Origin of the sequence: Alkalibacterium subtropicum (genome assembly GCF_900112455.1) — a bacterium.
Classification (GTDB): Bacteria; Bacillota; Bacilli; order Lactobacillales; family Carnobacteriaceae_A; genus Alkalibacterium; species Alkalibacterium subtropicum.
On sequence record NZ_FOLT01000004.1, the window covers coordinates 276,166 to 293,979 of the forward strand.

17 protein-coding genes and 2 pseudogenes are annotated in these 17,814 nt (G+C 43.8%); 8 read left to right on the forward strand and 11 right to left on the reverse strand.

The window, feature by feature from the left end; all coding sequences use genetic code 11:
- Positions 1-65 precede the first annotated feature (65 nt).
- Positions 66-353, reverse strand: coding sequence for a DUF3221 domain-containing protein (locus tag BM049_RS06400; protein ID WP_091529594.1), 288 nt, complete (start codon positions 351-353; stop codon positions 66-68).
- Between the two features lie 20 nt (positions 354-373).
- Positions 374-1,297, reverse strand: a complete 924-nt coding sequence (gene coaA, locus BM049_RS06405; RefSeq protein ID WP_091529595.1) for a type I pantothenate kinase — start codon at positions 1,295-1,297, stop codon at positions 374-376.
- A 223-nt stretch (positions 1,298-1,520) separates the two neighbouring features.
- On the opposite strand from coaA, the gene mvk reads away from it, so the two are divergent.
- From mvk to BM049_RS06430, 5 genes are read left to right on the forward strand one after another with little or no spacing between them, the layout of a single operon-like run.
- Positions 1,521-2,474 carry a mevalonate kinase gene (gene mvk, locus BM049_RS06410; RefSeq protein ID WP_091529597.1) on the forward strand — a complete coding sequence of 318 codons (954 nt, stop codon included), beginning with the start codon at positions 1,521-1,523 and terminating at the stop codon, positions 2,472-2,474.
- On the forward strand, positions 2,467-3,450 hold the full coding sequence (mvaD, locus tag BM049_RS06415; RefSeq protein ID WP_091529598.1) for a diphosphomevalonate decarboxylase: 984 nt from the start codon (positions 2,467-2,469) through the stop codon (positions 3,448-3,450). The genes mvk and mvaD overlap by 8 nt, the downstream gene beginning before the upstream one ends.
- A 17-nt stretch (positions 3,451-3,467) precedes the next feature.
- Positions 3,468-4,544, forward strand: coding sequence for a phosphomevalonate kinase (locus BM049_RS06420; RefSeq protein WP_091529600.1), 1,077 nt, complete (start codon positions 3,468-3,470; stop codon positions 4,542-4,544).
- Between the two features lie 20 nt (positions 4,545-4,564).
- Positions 4,565-5,623, forward strand: a complete 1,059-nt coding sequence (gene fni, locus BM049_RS06425; protein ID WP_091529601.1) for a type 2 isopentenyl-diphosphate Delta-isomerase — start codon at positions 4,565-4,567, stop codon at positions 5,621-5,623.
- Between the two features lie 45 nt (positions 5,624-5,668).
- The gene (locus BM049_RS06430; protein WP_091529603.1) at positions 5,669-6,172 is read left to right on the forward strand and encodes a hypothetical protein; all 504 of its coding nucleotides are present in this window, start codon (positions 5,669-5,671) and stop codon (positions 6,170-6,172) included.
- Positions 6,173-6,969: 797 nt separating this feature from the next.
- Here the strand turns inward: BM049_RS06430 and BM049_RS06440 are convergent.
- From BM049_RS06440 to BM049_RS06460, 5 genes are all read right to left on the reverse strand, one after another.
- Positions 6,970-7,539: a VanZ family protein gene (locus BM049_RS06440; protein ID WP_177188618.1), complete on the reverse strand. Its 570-nt coding sequence runs from the start codon at positions 7,537-7,539 to the stop codon at positions 6,970-6,972.
- 445 nt (positions 7,540-7,984) lie between these two features.
- On the reverse strand, positions 7,985-8,308 hold the full coding sequence (locus BM049_RS06445; protein WP_091529606.1) for an AzlD domain-containing protein: 324 nt from the start codon (positions 8,306-8,308) through the stop codon (positions 7,985-7,987).
- The gene (locus BM049_RS06450) at positions 8,301-9,002 is read right to left on the reverse strand and encodes an AzlC family ABC transporter permease (RefSeq protein WP_091529608.1); all 702 of its coding nucleotides are present in this window, start codon (positions 9,000-9,002) and stop codon (positions 8,301-8,303) included. Before BM049_RS06450 ends, BM049_RS06445 begins: the two co-directional genes overlap by 8 nt.
- Positions 9,003-9,210: 208 nt before the next feature.
- Positions 9,211-9,558: a SpoIIAA family protein gene (locus tag BM049_RS06455; RefSeq protein WP_091529609.1), complete on the reverse strand. Its 348-nt coding sequence runs from the start codon at positions 9,556-9,558 to the stop codon at positions 9,211-9,213.
- Between the two features lie 110 nt (positions 9,559-9,668).
- Positions 9,669-10,970, reverse strand: a complete 1,302-nt coding sequence (locus BM049_RS06460; protein ID WP_091529611.1) for a pyrimidine-nucleoside phosphorylase — start codon at positions 10,968-10,970, stop codon at positions 9,669-9,671.
- Positions 10,971-11,154: 184 nt separating this feature from the next.
- Between BM049_RS06460 and BM049_RS06465 the strand changes: the two genes are divergently transcribed.
- Positions 11,155-12,348: a glycine C-acetyltransferase gene (locus BM049_RS06465; RefSeq protein ID WP_091529612.1), complete on the forward strand. Its 1,194-nt coding sequence runs from the start codon at positions 11,155-11,157 to the stop codon at positions 12,346-12,348.
- 90 nt (positions 12,349-12,438) lie between these two features.
- On the forward strand, positions 12,439-13,389 hold the full coding sequence (locus BM049_RS06470; protein ID WP_091529614.1) for an L-threonine 3-dehydrogenase: 951 nt from the start codon (positions 12,439-12,441) through the stop codon (positions 13,387-13,389).
- A gap of 613 nt (positions 13,390-14,002) precedes the next feature.
- Here the strand turns inward: BM049_RS06470 and rpiA are convergent.
- The 4 genes and pseudogenes from rpiA to murB form a co-directional block, all read right to left on the reverse strand.
- Entirely contained in the window at positions 14,003-14,680 is a 678-nt protein-coding gene (rpiA, locus tag BM049_RS06475; protein ID WP_091529616.1) for a ribose-5-phosphate isomerase RpiA, read from the reverse strand.
- Positions 14,681-14,760: 80 nt separating this feature from the next.
- Complete coding sequence (locus BM049_RS06480) at positions 14,761-15,234, reverse strand: NUDIX hydrolase (RefSeq protein WP_091529656.1); 474 nt, start codon at positions 15,232-15,234, stop codon at positions 14,761-14,763.
- A gap of 2 nt (positions 15,235-15,236) precedes the next feature.
- Positions 15,237-16,157, reverse strand: a complete 921-nt coding sequence (locus tag BM049_RS06485) for a Gfo/Idh/MocA family protein (RefSeq protein ID WP_177188619.1) — start codon at positions 16,155-16,157, stop codon at positions 15,237-15,239.
- Positions 16,158-16,387: 230 nt separating this feature from the next.
- A pseudogene (murB, locus tag BM049_RS06490) lies at positions 16,388-17,284 on the reverse strand (UDP-N-acetylmuramate dehydrogenase); the annotation flags it as partial.
- A gap of 320 nt (positions 17,285-17,604) precedes the next feature.
- Here murB and BM049_RS06495 point away from each other — a divergent pair.
- Positions 17,605-17,814: pseudogene (locus BM049_RS06495) on the forward strand (ISLre2-like element ISAot1 family transposase); the annotation flags it as partial.

The window sequence follows — 17,814 nt, forward strand, 5'->3', positions numbered from 1 at the left end:
GGAAGATGACGATGGTCACAGAATCGTCATACTTTCCGGGACTAAGTAATCTGCTCACGGCTCTATCAGTCTATCCGTTCGATTTCTATAAGATCGATCTGCAGAGGAAAGCTTTCCATGACGTTCCCTTCATGTGTGATCCGTACCTGGTCCCCCACATCAAGATCCATATCTTCTTCAAGGGACACGCTTACTTCTGTTCCTGACCTTCTTATCTCTTCACCTTCAAATGGTTCAACCACAATACTTTGATCGTCGACACGGATGACCGTGCCTTCAAATACCTCACCGGACTGACAGCCCGTCAGCAGAAAGAAGCACAGCAGACTAACAAGAACTGGGATTTTTTTCATTTTAGCTCCTCCTGATCCTCTTAATGTTTTTTCAACAGCAGCTGATCGATAAAATGATCGGTGGTTTTGTGCAGGATCATATCTGCCCTGAAGCGTGTCGGGAGGATGAATTCCTCCAGATTTTTCAAATTCACCTTTTTCCATACAGTGCGAGCCATCTGGAATGCCTCTTTCTTGTCCCCTATGGCATAGGGGTAATAGTAGTTAGAAGGGTCCTTGAAGGCCGTTTTCAGCAACAGACCAAAACGTTCAAGGTACCAGTTCTCTATCTTGGCCGGTTCGGCATCCACATAAAAACTGAAATCGAAAAAATCACTGACAAATATTTTTTCGTTGGTAGGCAGCTGCAGGACGTTGATCCCCTCTACGATCAGAATATCAGGCTGGTCGATGATCTCAAATTTATCAGGAACGATATTATACAGACGATGGGAATAAAGCGGGACTTGGATGTGTCTTCTGCCACTTTTCACATCACCCATGAAACTGATGAGGCGGTGCATGTCATAGCTTTCCGGAAAGCCTTTTCGGTTCAAGATGCCTCGTTCTTTTAAAACTTCGTTGGGATAAAGGAAACCGTCAGTCGTGATCAGACTTACTGTCTGATCGGGGTAGGCACGGGCCATCATCGCCTGGAGAAAACGGGCCAGAGTGCTTTTCCCTACCGCCACGCTTCCCGCTATGCCGATGATATACGGATCTTTCTTATGCGGCTTACCCAAAAAACGTTTTATTTCGTCTTGTCTTTCATGATAGTGTTTAATGTACTTGTCCAGGATTTCCAATATAGGCAAATAGATTTCTTTCACGTCCATGACCGAAACGTTGTCGTTTAACGAACGCAAGGCTTCAACTTCAGTATCTGTCAGCATCATTTTTTTATTTTTATTTAATTCCTGCCACTCTTCACGGTTGATTATATAAAAAGAATCTGATTCCTGCATGCGGTTACCTCCGCTCTCATCGTATTTATCTAATCCAGTTTACCAAAATTCTATCCGTTTTCACAACACTCTGTGAAGATCTCGAGAGAATATTCTTAAATGAATCTTTAGGATGACCTGATATGATAAAATGGATACGAGGCTCATGTTATGTCTGAAGATAAATCAGATGCATACGATTATCTGCCTATACATACAAAACTATACATCAAGAGGTGACTCTATGAAAACTCTCCCAGAGCAGGCAACAGGGACGGCTCACGGAAAAATCATTCTGATCGGTGAGCATGCCGTTGTTTACGGTGAACCAGCGATCGCTTTTCCTTTTAAAGCTACACCTGTCGAGGTAACGATTAGACAAATTGAAACAGCGGCAGCGATTTCATCGAGCTATTATTCGGGCCCGTTGAAAGACGCTCCCGTTTCGCTGACTAATATCACAACCCTACTTCAAACGATAGGTGATGATTTAAGTCAGCCTACCGGGCATCTGTCTATCACTGTAACCAGCCGTATTCCAGCCGAGAGAGGCATGGGATCAAGCGCAGCCGTTGCGACCGCATTCGTCCGGGCGCTTTTTAACTACTTCAATGTTCCACTCGATCCAGACCGGCTGCTGTATTACGTTGATATTTCCGAAAAAATCGCCCATGGCAATCCAAGCGGAATCGATGCCCGTGTGACGAGCAGTGACTCCCCCGTATTTTATCAGAAAGGCAGCATGTTTGAATCTCTCTCTATAAACCTGACCGGTCATCTGATTGCTGCTGATACAGGAATCAAAGGACAGACCGGTCAGGCTGTTGCCGATGTAGCCGAAGAAGTCGCACATCATCCTGAACAGGCCATGGCCCTGATCAGAAACATGGGTGTGCTTACCCTCCAGGCCAAAGAGGCCATTGCCCATAACGACCCGGAAAGACTGGGCAAGCTCCTGACTCAGGCCCACAGCTCACTGAAGCAGCTGTCAGTCAGTAACACGAAACTGGATCATCTTGTTGAGACAGCCTTGCGTTCCGGAGCTTTAGGCGCCAAGCTGACAGGTGGCGGACGCGGGGGCTGCATGATCGCCCTGGCTGAATCAGAAAAAAAAGCGGAAGTCATTGCCGAAAAATTAATGGAACAGGGTGCCGTCAACACCTGGATCCATGCATTAGGAGAAGATAAACATGAGTAATTGGGTACGCGCACATACGAATATTGCCTTGATCAAATACTGGGGAAAAGCAGATGAGGACCTGATCCTTCCGATGAATAATTCTCTTTCTCTCACTCTGGATGCCTTCTATACCGAAACCAGCGTGACGTTTGATGATGCCTTGAGATCAGACGAGCTGTATCTGGATGACAGGATGCAGGATCTGGCTGCACTAAAAAAAGTGAAGACTGTATTGGATCTGGTCAGAGAAAAAGCAGGCATCACATCAAAAGCTAAAGTTATGAGCTATAATCATGTCCCGACAGCGGCTGGCCTTGCATCTTCTGCCTCGGGACTGGCCGCACTAGCCGGTGCGGCCAGTCTGGCGGCCGGTCTGGAACTGTCTTCTGAAGAACTGTCAAAACTTGCCCGCAGAGGGTCAGGGTCTGCCTCACGCAGCATCTATGGCGGGTTCGCAGAATGGCAGAAAGGAACGAGCCACGAAACCTCCTTTGCTGTGCCGGTAGATGACGCGGATTGGGATATAGGAATGCTTTTTATTGTCGTAAGCGACAATAAAAAAGATGTATCCAGCCGCGAAGGTATGTCCAGAACGGTCCAGACCTCACCTTTCTATCAGGGCTGGCTGGATTCACTGGATGATGACCTGAGCGCAATGAAACTGGCGATCAAGGAGCAGGACATCCATGAAGTCGGTGTCATCGCTGAACGGAATGCGCTTAAAATGCATGCAACGACCTTGGGCGCCGACCCGCCCTTTACCTACTGGTCGCCTGACAGCATGAAGGCGATGGAAGCGGTAAGGGCTCTTCGGGATAAAGGCTATTCTGTTCACTTCACTATGGATGCCGGACCAAATGTCAAACTGATCTGCAGACAGACCCAGCTGGAAGAAATAAGGACACATCTACTTAACGATTTTTCTGAATCCCAACTTATCTCGGCTAGACCCGGCCCTGGGCTGCACGTAGTTTCCAGACCCGGATCCCAATGAATTGAAAAGGTGAGAAGATGAAACACACAGAAGTTTATGCACCCGGAAAACTCTATATCGCCGGAGAATATGCCGTTGTCGAGCCGGGAAACCCGTCTGTCATCGTTGCCGTCGACCGCTTCATCACAGTGTCAGTGTCGCCGTCAGAAGGGCCGTCCGGAACGATCACTTCTCCGTCTCTTTCGAAAGAAACCTTGCACTGGAGACGGAACGATTGCCGGATATTCATCGAAGAACCGAATGAAAAAGCTGACATCCTCTTGAAAACAATGGAAATGACTGAACACTTTTTATATGAACAGGGCCTTGCTCTTCCCTATTATGACATAGTAATAGAGAGTACCTTGGACAGCTCCGACGGCAGGAAATACGGGCTGGGGTCAAGCGGAGCTGTCACTGTCGCATCGATACAAGCATTGCTGGGGTCGGTCGGGTTCGCTCTCAGTGAAGATCGCCTATTCAAACTGGCTGCTGCGGTCCACGTCGCATTGCAGAGCCGAGGGTCGCTTGGAGATCTAGCTGCGGCTGCCTATACAGGCTGGATCGCTTATTCAAGTCCAAATAAACACTGGATAGAAAGGCAGCTGGATCAGATCACCCTCTCCTCACTGATCGAACAGCCGTGGCCTGAACTTGAAGTCGAACGGTTGCCCGCTCCATCCTCTCTCATGCTTCTGGTCGGCTGGACCGGCAAACCTGCTTCTACGGAATCCTTTGTTGCTTCCGTGCAGCAGAAAAACCCGGATGTAAACCTTCAGTCTTTCCTAGAGAAAAGTCGCGCCTGCGTGACCGACTTGATCAGCGGAATCAAGTCAAACGAGAGTGATCAGATCAAAGCAGCTGTACGCGCCAACAGAGACCTTCTTTTGCAAATGAGCCGGACAAAAGGACTCGTTCTGGAAACACCTCTGCTGGAAAGCCTCAGCCGCATTGCCGAAAACCATGACGCAGCGGCAAAAACTTCCGGAGCCGGTGGTGGCGACTGCGGAATCGCCTTTGTCCAGACAGACAATCAGAAAGAGCGCATCCTTTCAGAGTGGCAGTCTTGCCATATTGAACCTCTGCCCCTTACCGTGTATGATAAACATAATTGACCTAAACTGGAGTGTGCCTTATGCCGAAAACCAATAACCGAAAAAATGAACATGTCTCCTTATCAGAAAAATTTTATAAAGAAGGTGATTCTTCTTTTAAAGATATCGCCTTTGTTCACCATTCTTTTCCTCAGTGTGATGTGAAGGATATTTCTCTGGACGTTTCTATGCTGGACCTGCCGTTCACCTCTCCTTTTTTCATCAATGCGATGTCGGGCGGCAGTACGTGGACCGGGAAAGTCAATGAAAAACTGGCAGTGATTGCGAGAGAAACGAATCTTGCGATGGCCACGGGATCAGTCAGCGCTGCACTCAAAGATCCGTCTCAAGCGGATACCTTTCAGATCGTCCGTAAGACAAACCCCAATGGCGTAGTTTTTGCCAATCTGGGTGCCGGACACGGTCTGGAGAATGCCAAACGCGCCGTCGATCTGCTGGATGCTGATGCTCTTCAAATCCATCTGAACGCCCCGCAGGAAATCGTCATGCCTGAAGGTGACCGTGAATTCTCGGATTGGATAGAAAATATCCAGTCTATCGTAGAAGGCCTGGATAGACCCGTCATTGTGAAGGAAGTCGGTTTCGGGATGTCCAGAGAAACTGTACAGCTTTTGGAATCGATTGGCGTGAAATTGATCGACATCAGTGGAAAAGGTGGGACAAATTTCGCTCAGATAGAAAATTACCGGAGAAAAGATTTCAAACTGGATGACTTTGAAGCGTGGGGCCAGTCAACGGTGGCGTCTCTGCTTGAAGCTCAGGAAAGCGTCAGCCAGGCTTCGCTTATCGCATCAGGCGGAATCAGACGTCCGATGGAAATCGTGAAAGCCCTGGCCCTGGGTGCATCTCTGAGCGGCCTTTCCAGTCAGATCATGCACATGGCCCTTGATGATGTTGACCAAACTATTCAGACTCTGACTCACTGGAAGGAAGAAATAAAACGCATCATGACCTTGCTGGGTGCAAAGACTATCGAAGATTTGAAAAAGACGGACATTATTATCACCGGAGACTCTGCAGAGTGGTGCGAAGCGCGGGCTATCGACAAGCACCGTTATGCTTTCAGATCAAATAGATAGCACAGACAGCTGACGACACGAGTATGAGAATAAAGAAGGCATTTCATGCATAACCATAAAACTACAACACCCGTTTTCACATATATCTGGCTGCCTTTGTATGTCTTTCTTCAGCTGACTTGGGGGCTTATCCAGACGGTTGCAGGGTTCATCCTCTTTCTCTTTCACATTAAATCACCACATGATTTTTATCATGGCTGTATCCGCACAAAGTGGGCAACCTTTAACGGCATTTCACTGGGTCTGTTTATCTTTGTGCCAAACGATGAGGATGAAAACCTGCTCAAACGGAAAAAAAATAACACGCAACTTCTCACAAATCAGTGCGATCGGGTCTCCGTGCACGAATATGGTCATACTTATCAGTCCATTATGTTAGGACCCTTGTATCTTATTATTATAGGTACGGTATCCTGGTCATGGGCCCGTCGGAAACGCTATAAGGACCTCAGACGAAAGTACGGTGTCCCATACTCCTTCTGCTGGACTGAAGCCTGGGCAAATGCTTTGGGTGAGCGGATATTGAAAGAACCGTCCATCACACATTGATAAAAAAACAGTCATGACCTTAATCTAACGGGTTCGGTTTTCGAGTAGAAAATATAAATTAACACCGTATAATGAGTACCAATTAACAATATAATTGGTACTCATTTTTTCATTGTTAAATCAATACGAAAACATGGAAACAGGCTCGTGAAGTATTTATTGAAGCTGGTGCTGATTTAATAAACTGGGGGATTTTTCGAGGACACAACACGAAATCGTTAAGGAAGCTAGCTTATTATAAATTGAGTGAGTTGTTTGAGTATCATAAGTTTCACAAGCAGGTAGGGACTAAACTAGTCTATGTAGATCCCCCAATTCAACACCCGTTAGCAACGATTGATAGAGGGTTTCGTTCAGTAGATTGTACAACTAATCTATCCTCTTTCGAACCCAAAGACATTTCGAAGCTAATCTTAAATGTCAACAACAATGCGACAAACACATTCATTCAGTATATTTGTAGACGATTATCAATCTTAGAAAGACCTTTAACCACTGCTCGTGGAGACGGGAAAAGATATATCTACTCCAATTCCAATCCGAAATATGCTCAAATGGCTCTAACAATTCTTCGGACCTATTATAACTTTTGCTTTTCTTACACATCTGATGGGGGCAGTGGAACCGCTGCTCAGCGGTTAAGATTAACGAAGAAGAAGTTCAATATAAAAGACATTATTTATATGCAGTAATTAGTTCTTAAAAAACAAACAAAAGTACAAAACTCTAAGCGTTTTGTACTTTTGTTTAGTATTTCTTCTTGAACTAACGCATCCGTTAGCACAACAAGAAAAATATTACATATGACCTTTTGATGTTTTCTTTGATAATGAAATACTGGGAAATTTAGAATTGAGGATTTTCCAAATTATGTAGCCTAAAAATGCTCCAACAGTGTTTAATATTAAATCATCAATGTCTGCGGAACGCCCCATTGGAATAGAAAATTGCACCACTTCAATAAATAATGAAAATAGCAACCCTGCTAGAATTAGATTTAACCTTACTTTCTTTTGTAAAGATGAAATCTTCTGAGATAGAAAAAATCCAAAAGGAACAAACAGTAAAATATTTAATCCTAAATTACGGATAGGTACTGTTATATCAACCGAATGAAACATAATATCGTACATTCCAGTAAAAGGAACTATGTTAATAATTGTCGGTATTTCCGTACCATAATACCTTGGATAAACAGTAACTAATAAAATTCCAATTATGCTAAGCCCTAATAGAATGTTAATGCTTACTCGTTTGAAATCTAAATTTTTCTTCTTACTTATAAAATAAACTGTTATATAAATTACTAAAACTATTATTAAGAATAAAGGAACCAACTCTCCAAATGCTCGCCATAATTGAACCACTAATATACACTCCGTTCAGGAAAAATACTGCATAAATTATTTTAACGTTGGATTTTAACGTAAAATTGTGCAAATTGAGAAGTATTCTTAATACTCTACTGCTTCGTTAGTTTAAGTGTATCTTTTCACAAAACCAATATTTCTTACACTCTTATATTAACATAAATATCCAATAAACCTTGAAAAACTTTAGTAATTTTTATCAAAATTGAATAAAATTTAAAAAATCAAAAGCGAAGGAATTTACCGATTCCCTTGAATATTATAATGATAATTTACTGTTAAAAGTGATGTTAAAACTATTGTAAATACATTTTTCTACCTAAAAACCGAACCCGTTAACCTTAATCATGACTGTTTTTATTTTGTTTTTAACTTTTTAGTAATATTCGATATTAAAAAACAAGCGCGTAAACGTTCTTTTATTTTCCCGACCCTTACCTATCTATAAGAATATGTAGAGTAAAGCCATTGCAAGGACCCCTGCGATCATTGACCACAACAGACTTTTCGTCTTGTATGCCACTACAAATACGAGTATAGAAGGAATCACCTTTATATTACGGAAGGGGTGCAGGGAAAAAGAACTTTCCCAGAAAAAGATGTCTGAAGCGACTAAAGCTGCAAAAATCGATACAGGAATAAAGGACATCCAACGACTGAATGACGGGGATATCTCTTTCTTACTCAAAAGCAGCAGTGGGAAAAATCGTGGAATAAATGTAACGATGGCCATTCCTAGTATCAGCACCAGTGATTCACTACTCATTTGCCTTCACTCCTCCTTCTACTGCATTATTTTCCAGATAATAACCTATAAACGATGCCAGAACTGTAGCAATGACTAAAGCAATGTTATGTTTAAGCACCGCGGTAAGTACAACGGATAGCACGACTGAAACGATGCCGGCTATAATATGTGCTTTTGAAACAAACTGCATGACCATCATGCAGATAAACATAGCGATCAGCGCATAGTTCATGATCAGCGTATTAATGGTGAACTGGCTGCCGATGATTCCGCCCAGCACGGTACTCAGTGTCCACGCGGAATAATTTAACAGACTGGTTACCATTGCTTCATTGGCGGTCCAGTGTTCCGTTTGAAAACGGGAATAGTTTATCCCGAACGATTCATCTGACAACGTATGACCGAATAAGCCTAAAAATCCCAGTGATTTATTTTTAACGTATCTGGAAATACTTGCAGACATGAGAATGTGTCTCAGATTAAGAAAAAAGACCATCAGGATCACAGAAGGTACTGCAGCACCTAAGGCGACCATACTCCCAGTCAGAAACTGAGCGGCTCCAGCATAAACAAGGGCGCTCATGAGAAAGATAGCCAGTACACTGACTCCCGCATCATAGAGAACAATGCCGCAGGCAATCCCTAATGCGATGTAACTTGCCATGATCGGCATACTCGCTCTCATTCCACTCATTACTGTTACATTCTTCATCTATCTTTCTCCTTGTGATTCTGATTTTTAAAATTTTATATCAGTATAGCATAACTTTCAGTTAAAGGTTAAAAGAGGGCCGGCAGAATACTCAGTGTATTCTGCCGGCCCTCTTTTAGTATACTGTGATATCAGATCACTGCCGATGGCGATTTCGAAATGCACTATCGCTCTTCCTGCTTCGACTAGGATCGTCTGATCAGGAATCCTAACTCAGCCAGGCGATGGCTTTGTCTCTCTGATCAGGGTCAAAATGTGCCACTTCGACTTCAGGCATGAGTTGAGCCACTTTTTCTGCATATTCTATCCACTTATCATCACTTACCATCGCCACTTTATTGAAGTCTTCCAGATGACTGGTAGTGAATTTAGTGTCTGCAATAAAGCCGTCCAGAGAATAGTCGATATCCCTGATATCTATCAGCATATTTACCTTCTCCTGTGTTTCTTTCTTCTGACTGAAGTAATCTTCAAATTCCTGTATGTCTTCTTCCGTGATTTCATCATCGATCACTATTTCTATAACGTGGGGCAAATCATTTGTTTTTATCAGCATAACCAGCTCTCCTCCTTGAAATTTTCCACTTTATGTTTTTAAAAGTTTGAGACTCAAAGGGCTCCGACAGTTTGTTGACAGGTTATGATTTATTAAGCAGCAACTGTAAATCACTGAATGATTTCATGGATCAGCTTAGGCGCTTCAGCAGATTCAGCTACAGTGATATTGTCCAGAATCTTATTGATGACTTCTTCGGTGATTTCTTTATTGGAGTAAACGGTCACCAGAGCTTCACCTTTTTCTACTGCGTCTCCGATTTTCTTGTGCACATAAAGTCCCGCTGCCAAATCGATCTGACTTTCTTTTGTTTCACGGCCGGCTCCCAGCATCATTGCTGCGATACCGATCTGATCAGCTACGATTTCAGACACTTCACCTGATTCCTTAGCCAGTACGTCTTTTGAATATTTCGCTTTAGGCAGAACACCATCCGGATCATCTGCTACCGATGCATCGCCGCCCTGAGCGCTGATGAACGTTCTGAAGGCATCCAATGCTTTGCCATTGTGCAGGTTCTCTTCCAGAGCCTCACGGGCTTCATCGAGTGATGAACCGACACCGCCTAAATAAGCCATCTGACTGCCGAGAACTAAGCACAATTCTGTTAAATCTTCCGGTCCATGACCTTTCAGTGTATCGATGGCCTCTTTCACTTCCAGACCGTTTCCGATCGCGTTGCCCAAAGGCTGGCTCATATCAGAAATAACAGCCATCGTGTTTCTGCCGACCGCTTCGCCAATATTCACCATGGTCTCAGCCAATTCTTTTGCCTGCTCCACGCTCTTCATGAAGGCCCCGGCGCCTGTTTTGACATCTAAAACGATGGCATCGGCTCCTGCAGCGATTTTCTTGCTCATGATGGAACTTGCGATAAGTGGGATAGATTCGACTGTACTTGTCACATCACGCAAAGCATATAATTTTTTATCTGCAGGTGTCAGATTACCCGACTGACCGACTACTGCCACTTTGTTCTTGTTCACTAATTCAACGAATCTCTCCTGAGAGACTTCTACATTAAAACCGGGTACCGCTTCCAATTTATCAATGGTACCGCCGGTGTGTCCAAGTCCGCGGCCGCTCATTTTAGCTACTGGCACACCCACACTTGCAACGAGGGGAGCTAAAACCAGTGTTGTCGTGTCGCCTACTCCGCCTGTTGAGTGTTTATCAACTTTAACGCCTTCGATTGGTGACAGATCGATCTGGTCGCCGGATTCCACCATCGCCATCGTGAGTGCACTGCGTTCATCATTACTCATACCATTGAAATAAATGGCCATTGCCATCGCGCTCATCTGATAATCAGGAATATCTTCGGATGTATAATGCTCGATCATCCATTTGATTTCATCTTCTGTTAAAGCCTTGTTGTGCTGTTTCTTTTCAATCAAGTCGATCATTCGCATAATTCTTTCACTCCTAATCTTTTACTTATATTTTCTAGTTTATCATACAATGCAGAAAGAATAAGGTAATTTGACTAAGTATTGATAAGAATCTTCCAATAATCCCTATCATGACTACACGATTCTAATAAAGAGTGGTAAAATTAGATGCGAAGATAATCACACTAACAAAAGGAGAGAGTTCATGACTAGTCAAAAATTGAATACCTTTTTAGAAAATAACCTGCAGGAACTGAAAGACAACGGCCTCTATAACGAAATTGATGTCCTGGAAGGTCCCAATGGTCCTAAAATCACTATCGACGGACAAAAACTGATCAATATGTCATCAAACAATTATTTAGGTTTTGCTAACGATGAACGCTTGAAAGCTAAAGCCAATGAAGCCACCGATATCTATGGCGTAGGGGCAGGTGCTGTTCGGACGATCAACGGTACACAGGCCATCCACGAAGAACTTGAAGATAAAATCGCGGCATTCAAGCACACTGAAGCAGCGGTCGCTTTTCAGTCGGGCTTCAACTGCAATATGGGCGCCATCTCAGCAGTCATGAATAAGAATGATGCCATTCTGTCAGACGAGCTGAACCATGCGTCCATCATCGACGGCTGCCGCTTGTCCGGTGCCAAGGTAATCCGTGTGAAGCATCAGGACATGGATGACCTGAGAGCTAAAGCTAAAGAAGCTGTGGAAAGCGGTCAGTACGAGAAAATCATGTACATCACTGACGGTGTCTTTTCGATGGACGGCGACGTGGCGAAACTCCCTGAGATCGTTGAAATCGCTGAAGAATTCGATTTGATCACTTACGTCGATGATGCACACGGCTCAGGCGTCATGGGTAAAGGTGCCGGAACAGTCAAGCACTTCGGTCTGCAGGATAAAATCGACTTCCAGATGGGAACACTATCTAAAGCTGTCGGCGTTGTCGGCGGTTATGTCGCCGGCACTCAAAACCTGATCGACTGGCTGAAAGTCCGTGCCCGTCCGTTCCTGTTCTCAACATCACTCACACCAGGTGCATCTGCCGCCTGTATCGAAGCCATCGACATCATGTCGAACTCTACTGAAGAAAACGAACGCCTCTGGGAAAATGGCCGTTATCTTAAAGATGGGCTGAAGAACTTAGGTTTTGATATCGGCAATTCAGAAACACCGATCACGCCATGTATCATCGGTGAAGAGAAACTGACGCAGACTTTCTCCAAGCGTCTGACCGAAGAAGGCGTTTATGCTAAATCCATCGTCTTCCCTACTGTGCCCCGCGGGACAGGACGCGTAAGAAACATGCCAAGTGCCGCTCATACCAAAGAAATGCTGGACCAGGTCCTGGCCACTTATGAAAAAGTCGGTAAAGAATTGAACGTTATTAAATAACTGAACAGTAAATGAGCGAAAGAGAAACGAACTGAGTGGTTCTTTCTCTTTCTTCTCGTGTTTTAAAAAATAAATGTCGGAGGTTTTTTTGTGAAGAAAATTTTAATTACAGGCGCACTAGGTCAGATCGGATCTGAGCTGACACTTAAACTAAGAGAAGCCTATGGTATAGACAATGTTGTTGCCACGGATATCAAAGCACCCGAAGAGTCAAAAGTCGTTTCAGAAGGTATTTTCGAAACGCTCGACGTGACTGATTCAGACCGCATGAAGGAACTGGTCGAAAAATATGAGGTGGATACGTTTATCCATTTGGCTGCTTTACTGTCTGCTGTGGCGGAGGCCAAGCCGAAACTTGCCTGGGATCTGAACATGGGTGGATTACTTAACGCACTGGAAGTTGCCCGTGAACATAACCTTAAATTCTTCACCCCAAGTTCCATTGGTGCCTTTGGTCCCGAAACACCAAAAGACCAGACACCGCAAGTGACGATCCAGCGCCCGACGACCATGTATGGTGTGACAAAAGTGAGCGGTGAACTGCTCGGTGATTACTACTACCAGAAATTCGGTGTGGATACCCGCAGCGTGCGTTTCCCCGGACTGATTTCTCATGCAACCCTGCCAGGGGGCGGAACGACGGATTATGCTGTCGATATCTATTATGAAGCATTGAAAAATAAATCCTATGCTTCGTTCATTGCTGAAGGCACCTATATGGATATGATGTATATGTCTGATGCCGTCGATCTGATCATCCAGCTGATGGAAGCGCCAACTGACCAGCTTAAAAACCGCAATGCCTATAATGTGAGCGCGATGAGCATTGCACCCGAAGACATTGCCCGTGCAATCAAGAAACACATTCCAGATTTCGAACTGACCTATGATGTGGATCCTGTCAGACAAGGCATCGCCGAATCATGGCCGAATGCCATCGATACATCTGCCGCTCAGGAAGAATGGGGATTCTCACCTAAGTATGATTTAGAGAAAATGACAGCAGACATGCTGGAGCAACTGAAGAAAAAAGAGCTTTAATTAAAAAGACTGTTTTTCCTACTTGAGTATATCTCGGCAGGTAAAAACAGTCTTTTTGTTTATTAAGATGTAGAAGGCGGCCTGACGCCGCCTTCTTTCGTTATGAAATAACTGGAGCGGAATGCTGATTGAATCCACGAACTAAAAAGCGAGCAGAATGTTTGTCTTTCTCATGTTTGCTTACTAACTCAAATCTAGTTTTATTACTCAGATAGTAAGCGCTGGCTTTGGCTTACTAACTCGAATCAAGCTTTCTTATTCAGATGGTAAGCACTGGTGATTGCTTACTAACTCGAATCAAGCTTTCTTATTTAGATAGTAAGCACTGGTGATTGCTTACTATCTCAAATTAAGTTTTATTACTCAGTTTGTACGCGCACGCGATTGCTTACTATCTCAAATTAAGTTTTATTACTCAGTTTGTACGCGCACGCGGTTTGTACGCGCACGCGATTGCTTACTATCTCAAACCAAACCATTTTCTTCAGTTGGTAAGAATAGCAACCGACTTAAACAAAATTGTCCAGCTACACCATTTTGCATCGCTTAACACTTGAAAAATCAAAAGGCGCAATAGAGGGTTCCCCTCACTGCGCCTTTTATCTCATTATAACTATCGGGTGACTTCTTTTACTTCAGGACCGTTTTCGGTACCTACGATGACTTTCGTGACACAATCTAAGAATAAACCGTGTTCTACAACACCTGTCAGTGAATCCAGCCATTTAGCCAGTTCGTGCGGGTTATCGATCTGTTCCAAATGCAGGTCGATGATGTAGTTGCCGGAATCTGTCAAATAGAACTCGTCACTATCATCTTTTCTGAAGCTTGGTTTCATATCTTTTTCTTCGAACAGACGGAAGACCTGCTGGCAGCCGAATTTAACGACTTCGACTGGTAAGGGAAACGCACCAAGTTTATGAACGAGTTTGCTGTTATCCACTATCCAGATCACTTCATCGGACTGGTTCGCCACCATTTTTTCAAACAAGTGGGCTCCCCCGCCTCCTTTGATTCCCTGATAATCATCAGAAATCTCATCAGCGCCATCGATCGTAACATCTATTTTATCCACATCGTTGATGTCTTTTAAAGGAATACCCAATTTTTCCGCATGTTCGGTTGTTCTGTGAGAAGTGGTAACGCCTGTAATCGACAAACCGTCTTCTTTCACACGCTTACCCACTGCTTCCACCATGTAGTAAGCCGTAGAGCCTGTTCCCAAGCCAACGACCATACCATCTTTCACAAATTCAGCCGCTTTATTCCCAACCATTTCTTTTAAATTCATCTAAATTAACTCCTTTATCAAAGTCTTAAATCAATTATAGCATAGAATGAAAAAACTAAGGGTATAGAGTTTATACTCAGTTAGCTGTTTACTCCCGTAGAGCTTTCCTGATACTTCTCTATAAACACATCTAAAAACTGACGCCATCTCGGGTTCATGTGTTCCGGCACGTTATTGAAAGGGAAAAACTTTAACTGCATTGACTCATCAGAGTCGGCCTTAAGCGTCCCGTCAAAGTCAGTCACATGGTACAGCGCAGTCACTGAATAGTATTCATCGCCGTTGGCCAGTCTGACGAAAAAGTCTCTGCCTGACAGGATGTCCACAAACTGATAGGTTTTGATAGTCAGGTTCGTTTCTTCCTTCACTTCTCTGATCAGCGTCTCTTCAAAACTCTCTCCCAGTTCCATGAGTCCGCCCGGCAGCCCCCACGACTTGTCAGGACGCTGCTGCAGCAGGACTTCACCATTCTGATCTAGAATAAAAGCCACTGATCCATTCAAAATAACAGCATCGTGTCCGATCTTCTCTCTTAAAGCTTCAACATAGTCCATGGTCACGATCCACGATTCTCATATTTCTGAATGATCGTTTCGCAGATGTGGTGACTGAGCCGGGCGCTTTCCAGAGATACAGGGTTTTGGCTGCCTGTTTCTACGGCTTCTATAAAGGCTTTGATCATTGGGATGAATCCTCTTTTTTCCAGAGTCGGTACCCAATCCCCCGCTTTAGTATGAATTTCGCCTTTCTCTGTATACGTCGTTTTATCGGTCAGATTTTCCAGTACAACGGTCTCTGCCTGACTCTGCACTTCATACTTTTCAAGTTTGGTCCCTGATTCATTATTCACAGCTACATATGCGGTCGCTTGAGTAGTCTTCAAAAGCACCGAGGCCCGTTTGAACTGATCCCCTTCAACAATGACTTCAGCATGAATGACTTCAGCCGGTTCATCCATCAGGTAAAGCGCCGTATCCAGCGGATGGATCATCAAATCATAGATTCGGTATCTGACATCAAAGTCTGTTTTATTGACCTGATTTTTCTGCAGGATCAGATGATTCACATCTGACATCTGCTTCATCTCCTGAACCATGGGCGCAAACCGTCGATTGAACCCGGTCATAAGCAGCATGTCCTGTTTATCCGCAAAATCCAGCAGCTCGTTAGTCGTCTCACTGTATTCAGTCAGCGGCTTATCCACAAAAACGGGGATGCCTTTCTCGAGAAACGCGCGGCAGACTTCTTCATGCGTATCTGTAGGTGTATGGATAAAGACGGCATCCACAAGGTCCAGCAAGTCCTGCCAGTCAGTGAACTGTCGCTCTTCCGGCACACCATATGTACGTCCTGTATCTCTCAGTTTTTCTTCAGTACGCGTTGAAAAATACCAGTCGTGTTCCGGGAACTGTGTGGTATATACAGGTAAGTAAGCCTTTTTCGCTATACTTCCCAGTCCGATAACGCCTATTTTCATATCATGATCCTCCATTTATCTTTAGTGTATTCAGCATAACACGAGAAACTGCTATTAACACATGATTCATAAAAAAACTACACACTCTGCTTTATACATAAGTGTGTAGCTACTATTATAGTTTTTTATTTTATACCATCGTCTATTATTGGAGTCTTGCTGAATTTTGACTTGAGCGACGTTTTTGCTTTGTTGATCAGAATACGTCCGGCGTTTTCTTCCGGAACTAGATCGTCCCCGATGATTTTGACTTCCGTTTCCAGAATCACACCATCTTTTTCCAGAATGACTTCCTTGATGTGTTCGATCAGCTCGATATAATCCGTGGCTGTGGCATTATCTATATTCACGATAAATCCGGCATGCTTGGTCGAGACTTGAGCGCCTCCCCAGGTGTAGCCTTGTAGATCGGCATCCTGGATAAGCTTCCCTGTGAAGTATCCTGTCGGTCGTTTGAACACGGATCCGCACGAAGGATATTCCAGTGGCTGCTTGGATGTTCTCAAATAAGTGAGTTCATCCATTTTTGCTTTTATTTCTTCTTTATCTCCGGGCGCCAGTTCAAACACGACTTCTAAAGCAATATCATCTGATTCCTGAAGAATACTGTGACGGTATTCAAAGTCCATGTCCTCGTTGGCCATTTCTTTCATTTCACCTTCGCGGGTCAGGATGGTGACTTTTCTGATCACTTCTTTCACTTCGCCGCCATAAGCACCGGCGTTCATATAAACGGCCCCACCGACACTTCCTGGAATACCGCAGGCGAATTCCAGTCCTGTCAGTCCAGCTTCATAGGCACGTTTGCTGACTTCTATTAACGGTGCGCCGGTAAACACTTGGATACGGTTGTCCTGAATCGAGATCTTGTTCATATCCGTCAGAATAATGGTCGCTCCACGGATTCCGCCGTCTTTCACGATCAGGTTGCTGGCATTGCCTAAAATAGTCAACGGCCAGTCATTTTCGTTCAACCATTGGACCAGGGCCTGGACCTCTTCCTTACTCTTTGGAAAGATCAGAGCATCTGCAGGTCCGCCTGTCTTGGTATATGTATACTTGGACAAAGGCTCATTTTTTTTAATATTCGCATCGGGAAATGCATTCATCAGGTCTTGTATAGTCATGGATTCAGTGATTCCTCTCATTATAGTCATTGAGTAATTTTTTGGGTCTTTATAGCATCAATAAATAATCACGTTCAGTTTAACACTATTACATGCAATTGTGTAGAATTATCCATCATTTGTCACTTTATCGACACGGGATTGATTTATTGATGCATTATTCTGATGACCCAGCCGCTTTTTCATGACCTGTCTTGCCATTTCCTGTAAACGTTAGTGTAAAATAGTTCTCGGTTAGTGATATCATTTCGTTTTCTAGACAAAAAGAAACGAGACCTTTAATCTAGTAGTTACCACACCAGTAGAAAAGAGGCCTCGTTATGAATCATATAATATCACAAATAGTTGAACTCTGGAAGAACGAAGAATCAGTTATTGATATAGAAAACAATTTAAACCTTTGGTTTCAAGGTTGGAATGAATGGTTAATGCAACATGCCATAGAGAGAATAGATAAAGAACTTTACCAGCAGTATAAACATAAAGGCTGGCATGTAGACAATATTGAACCTCGAACTGTTCAATTTATA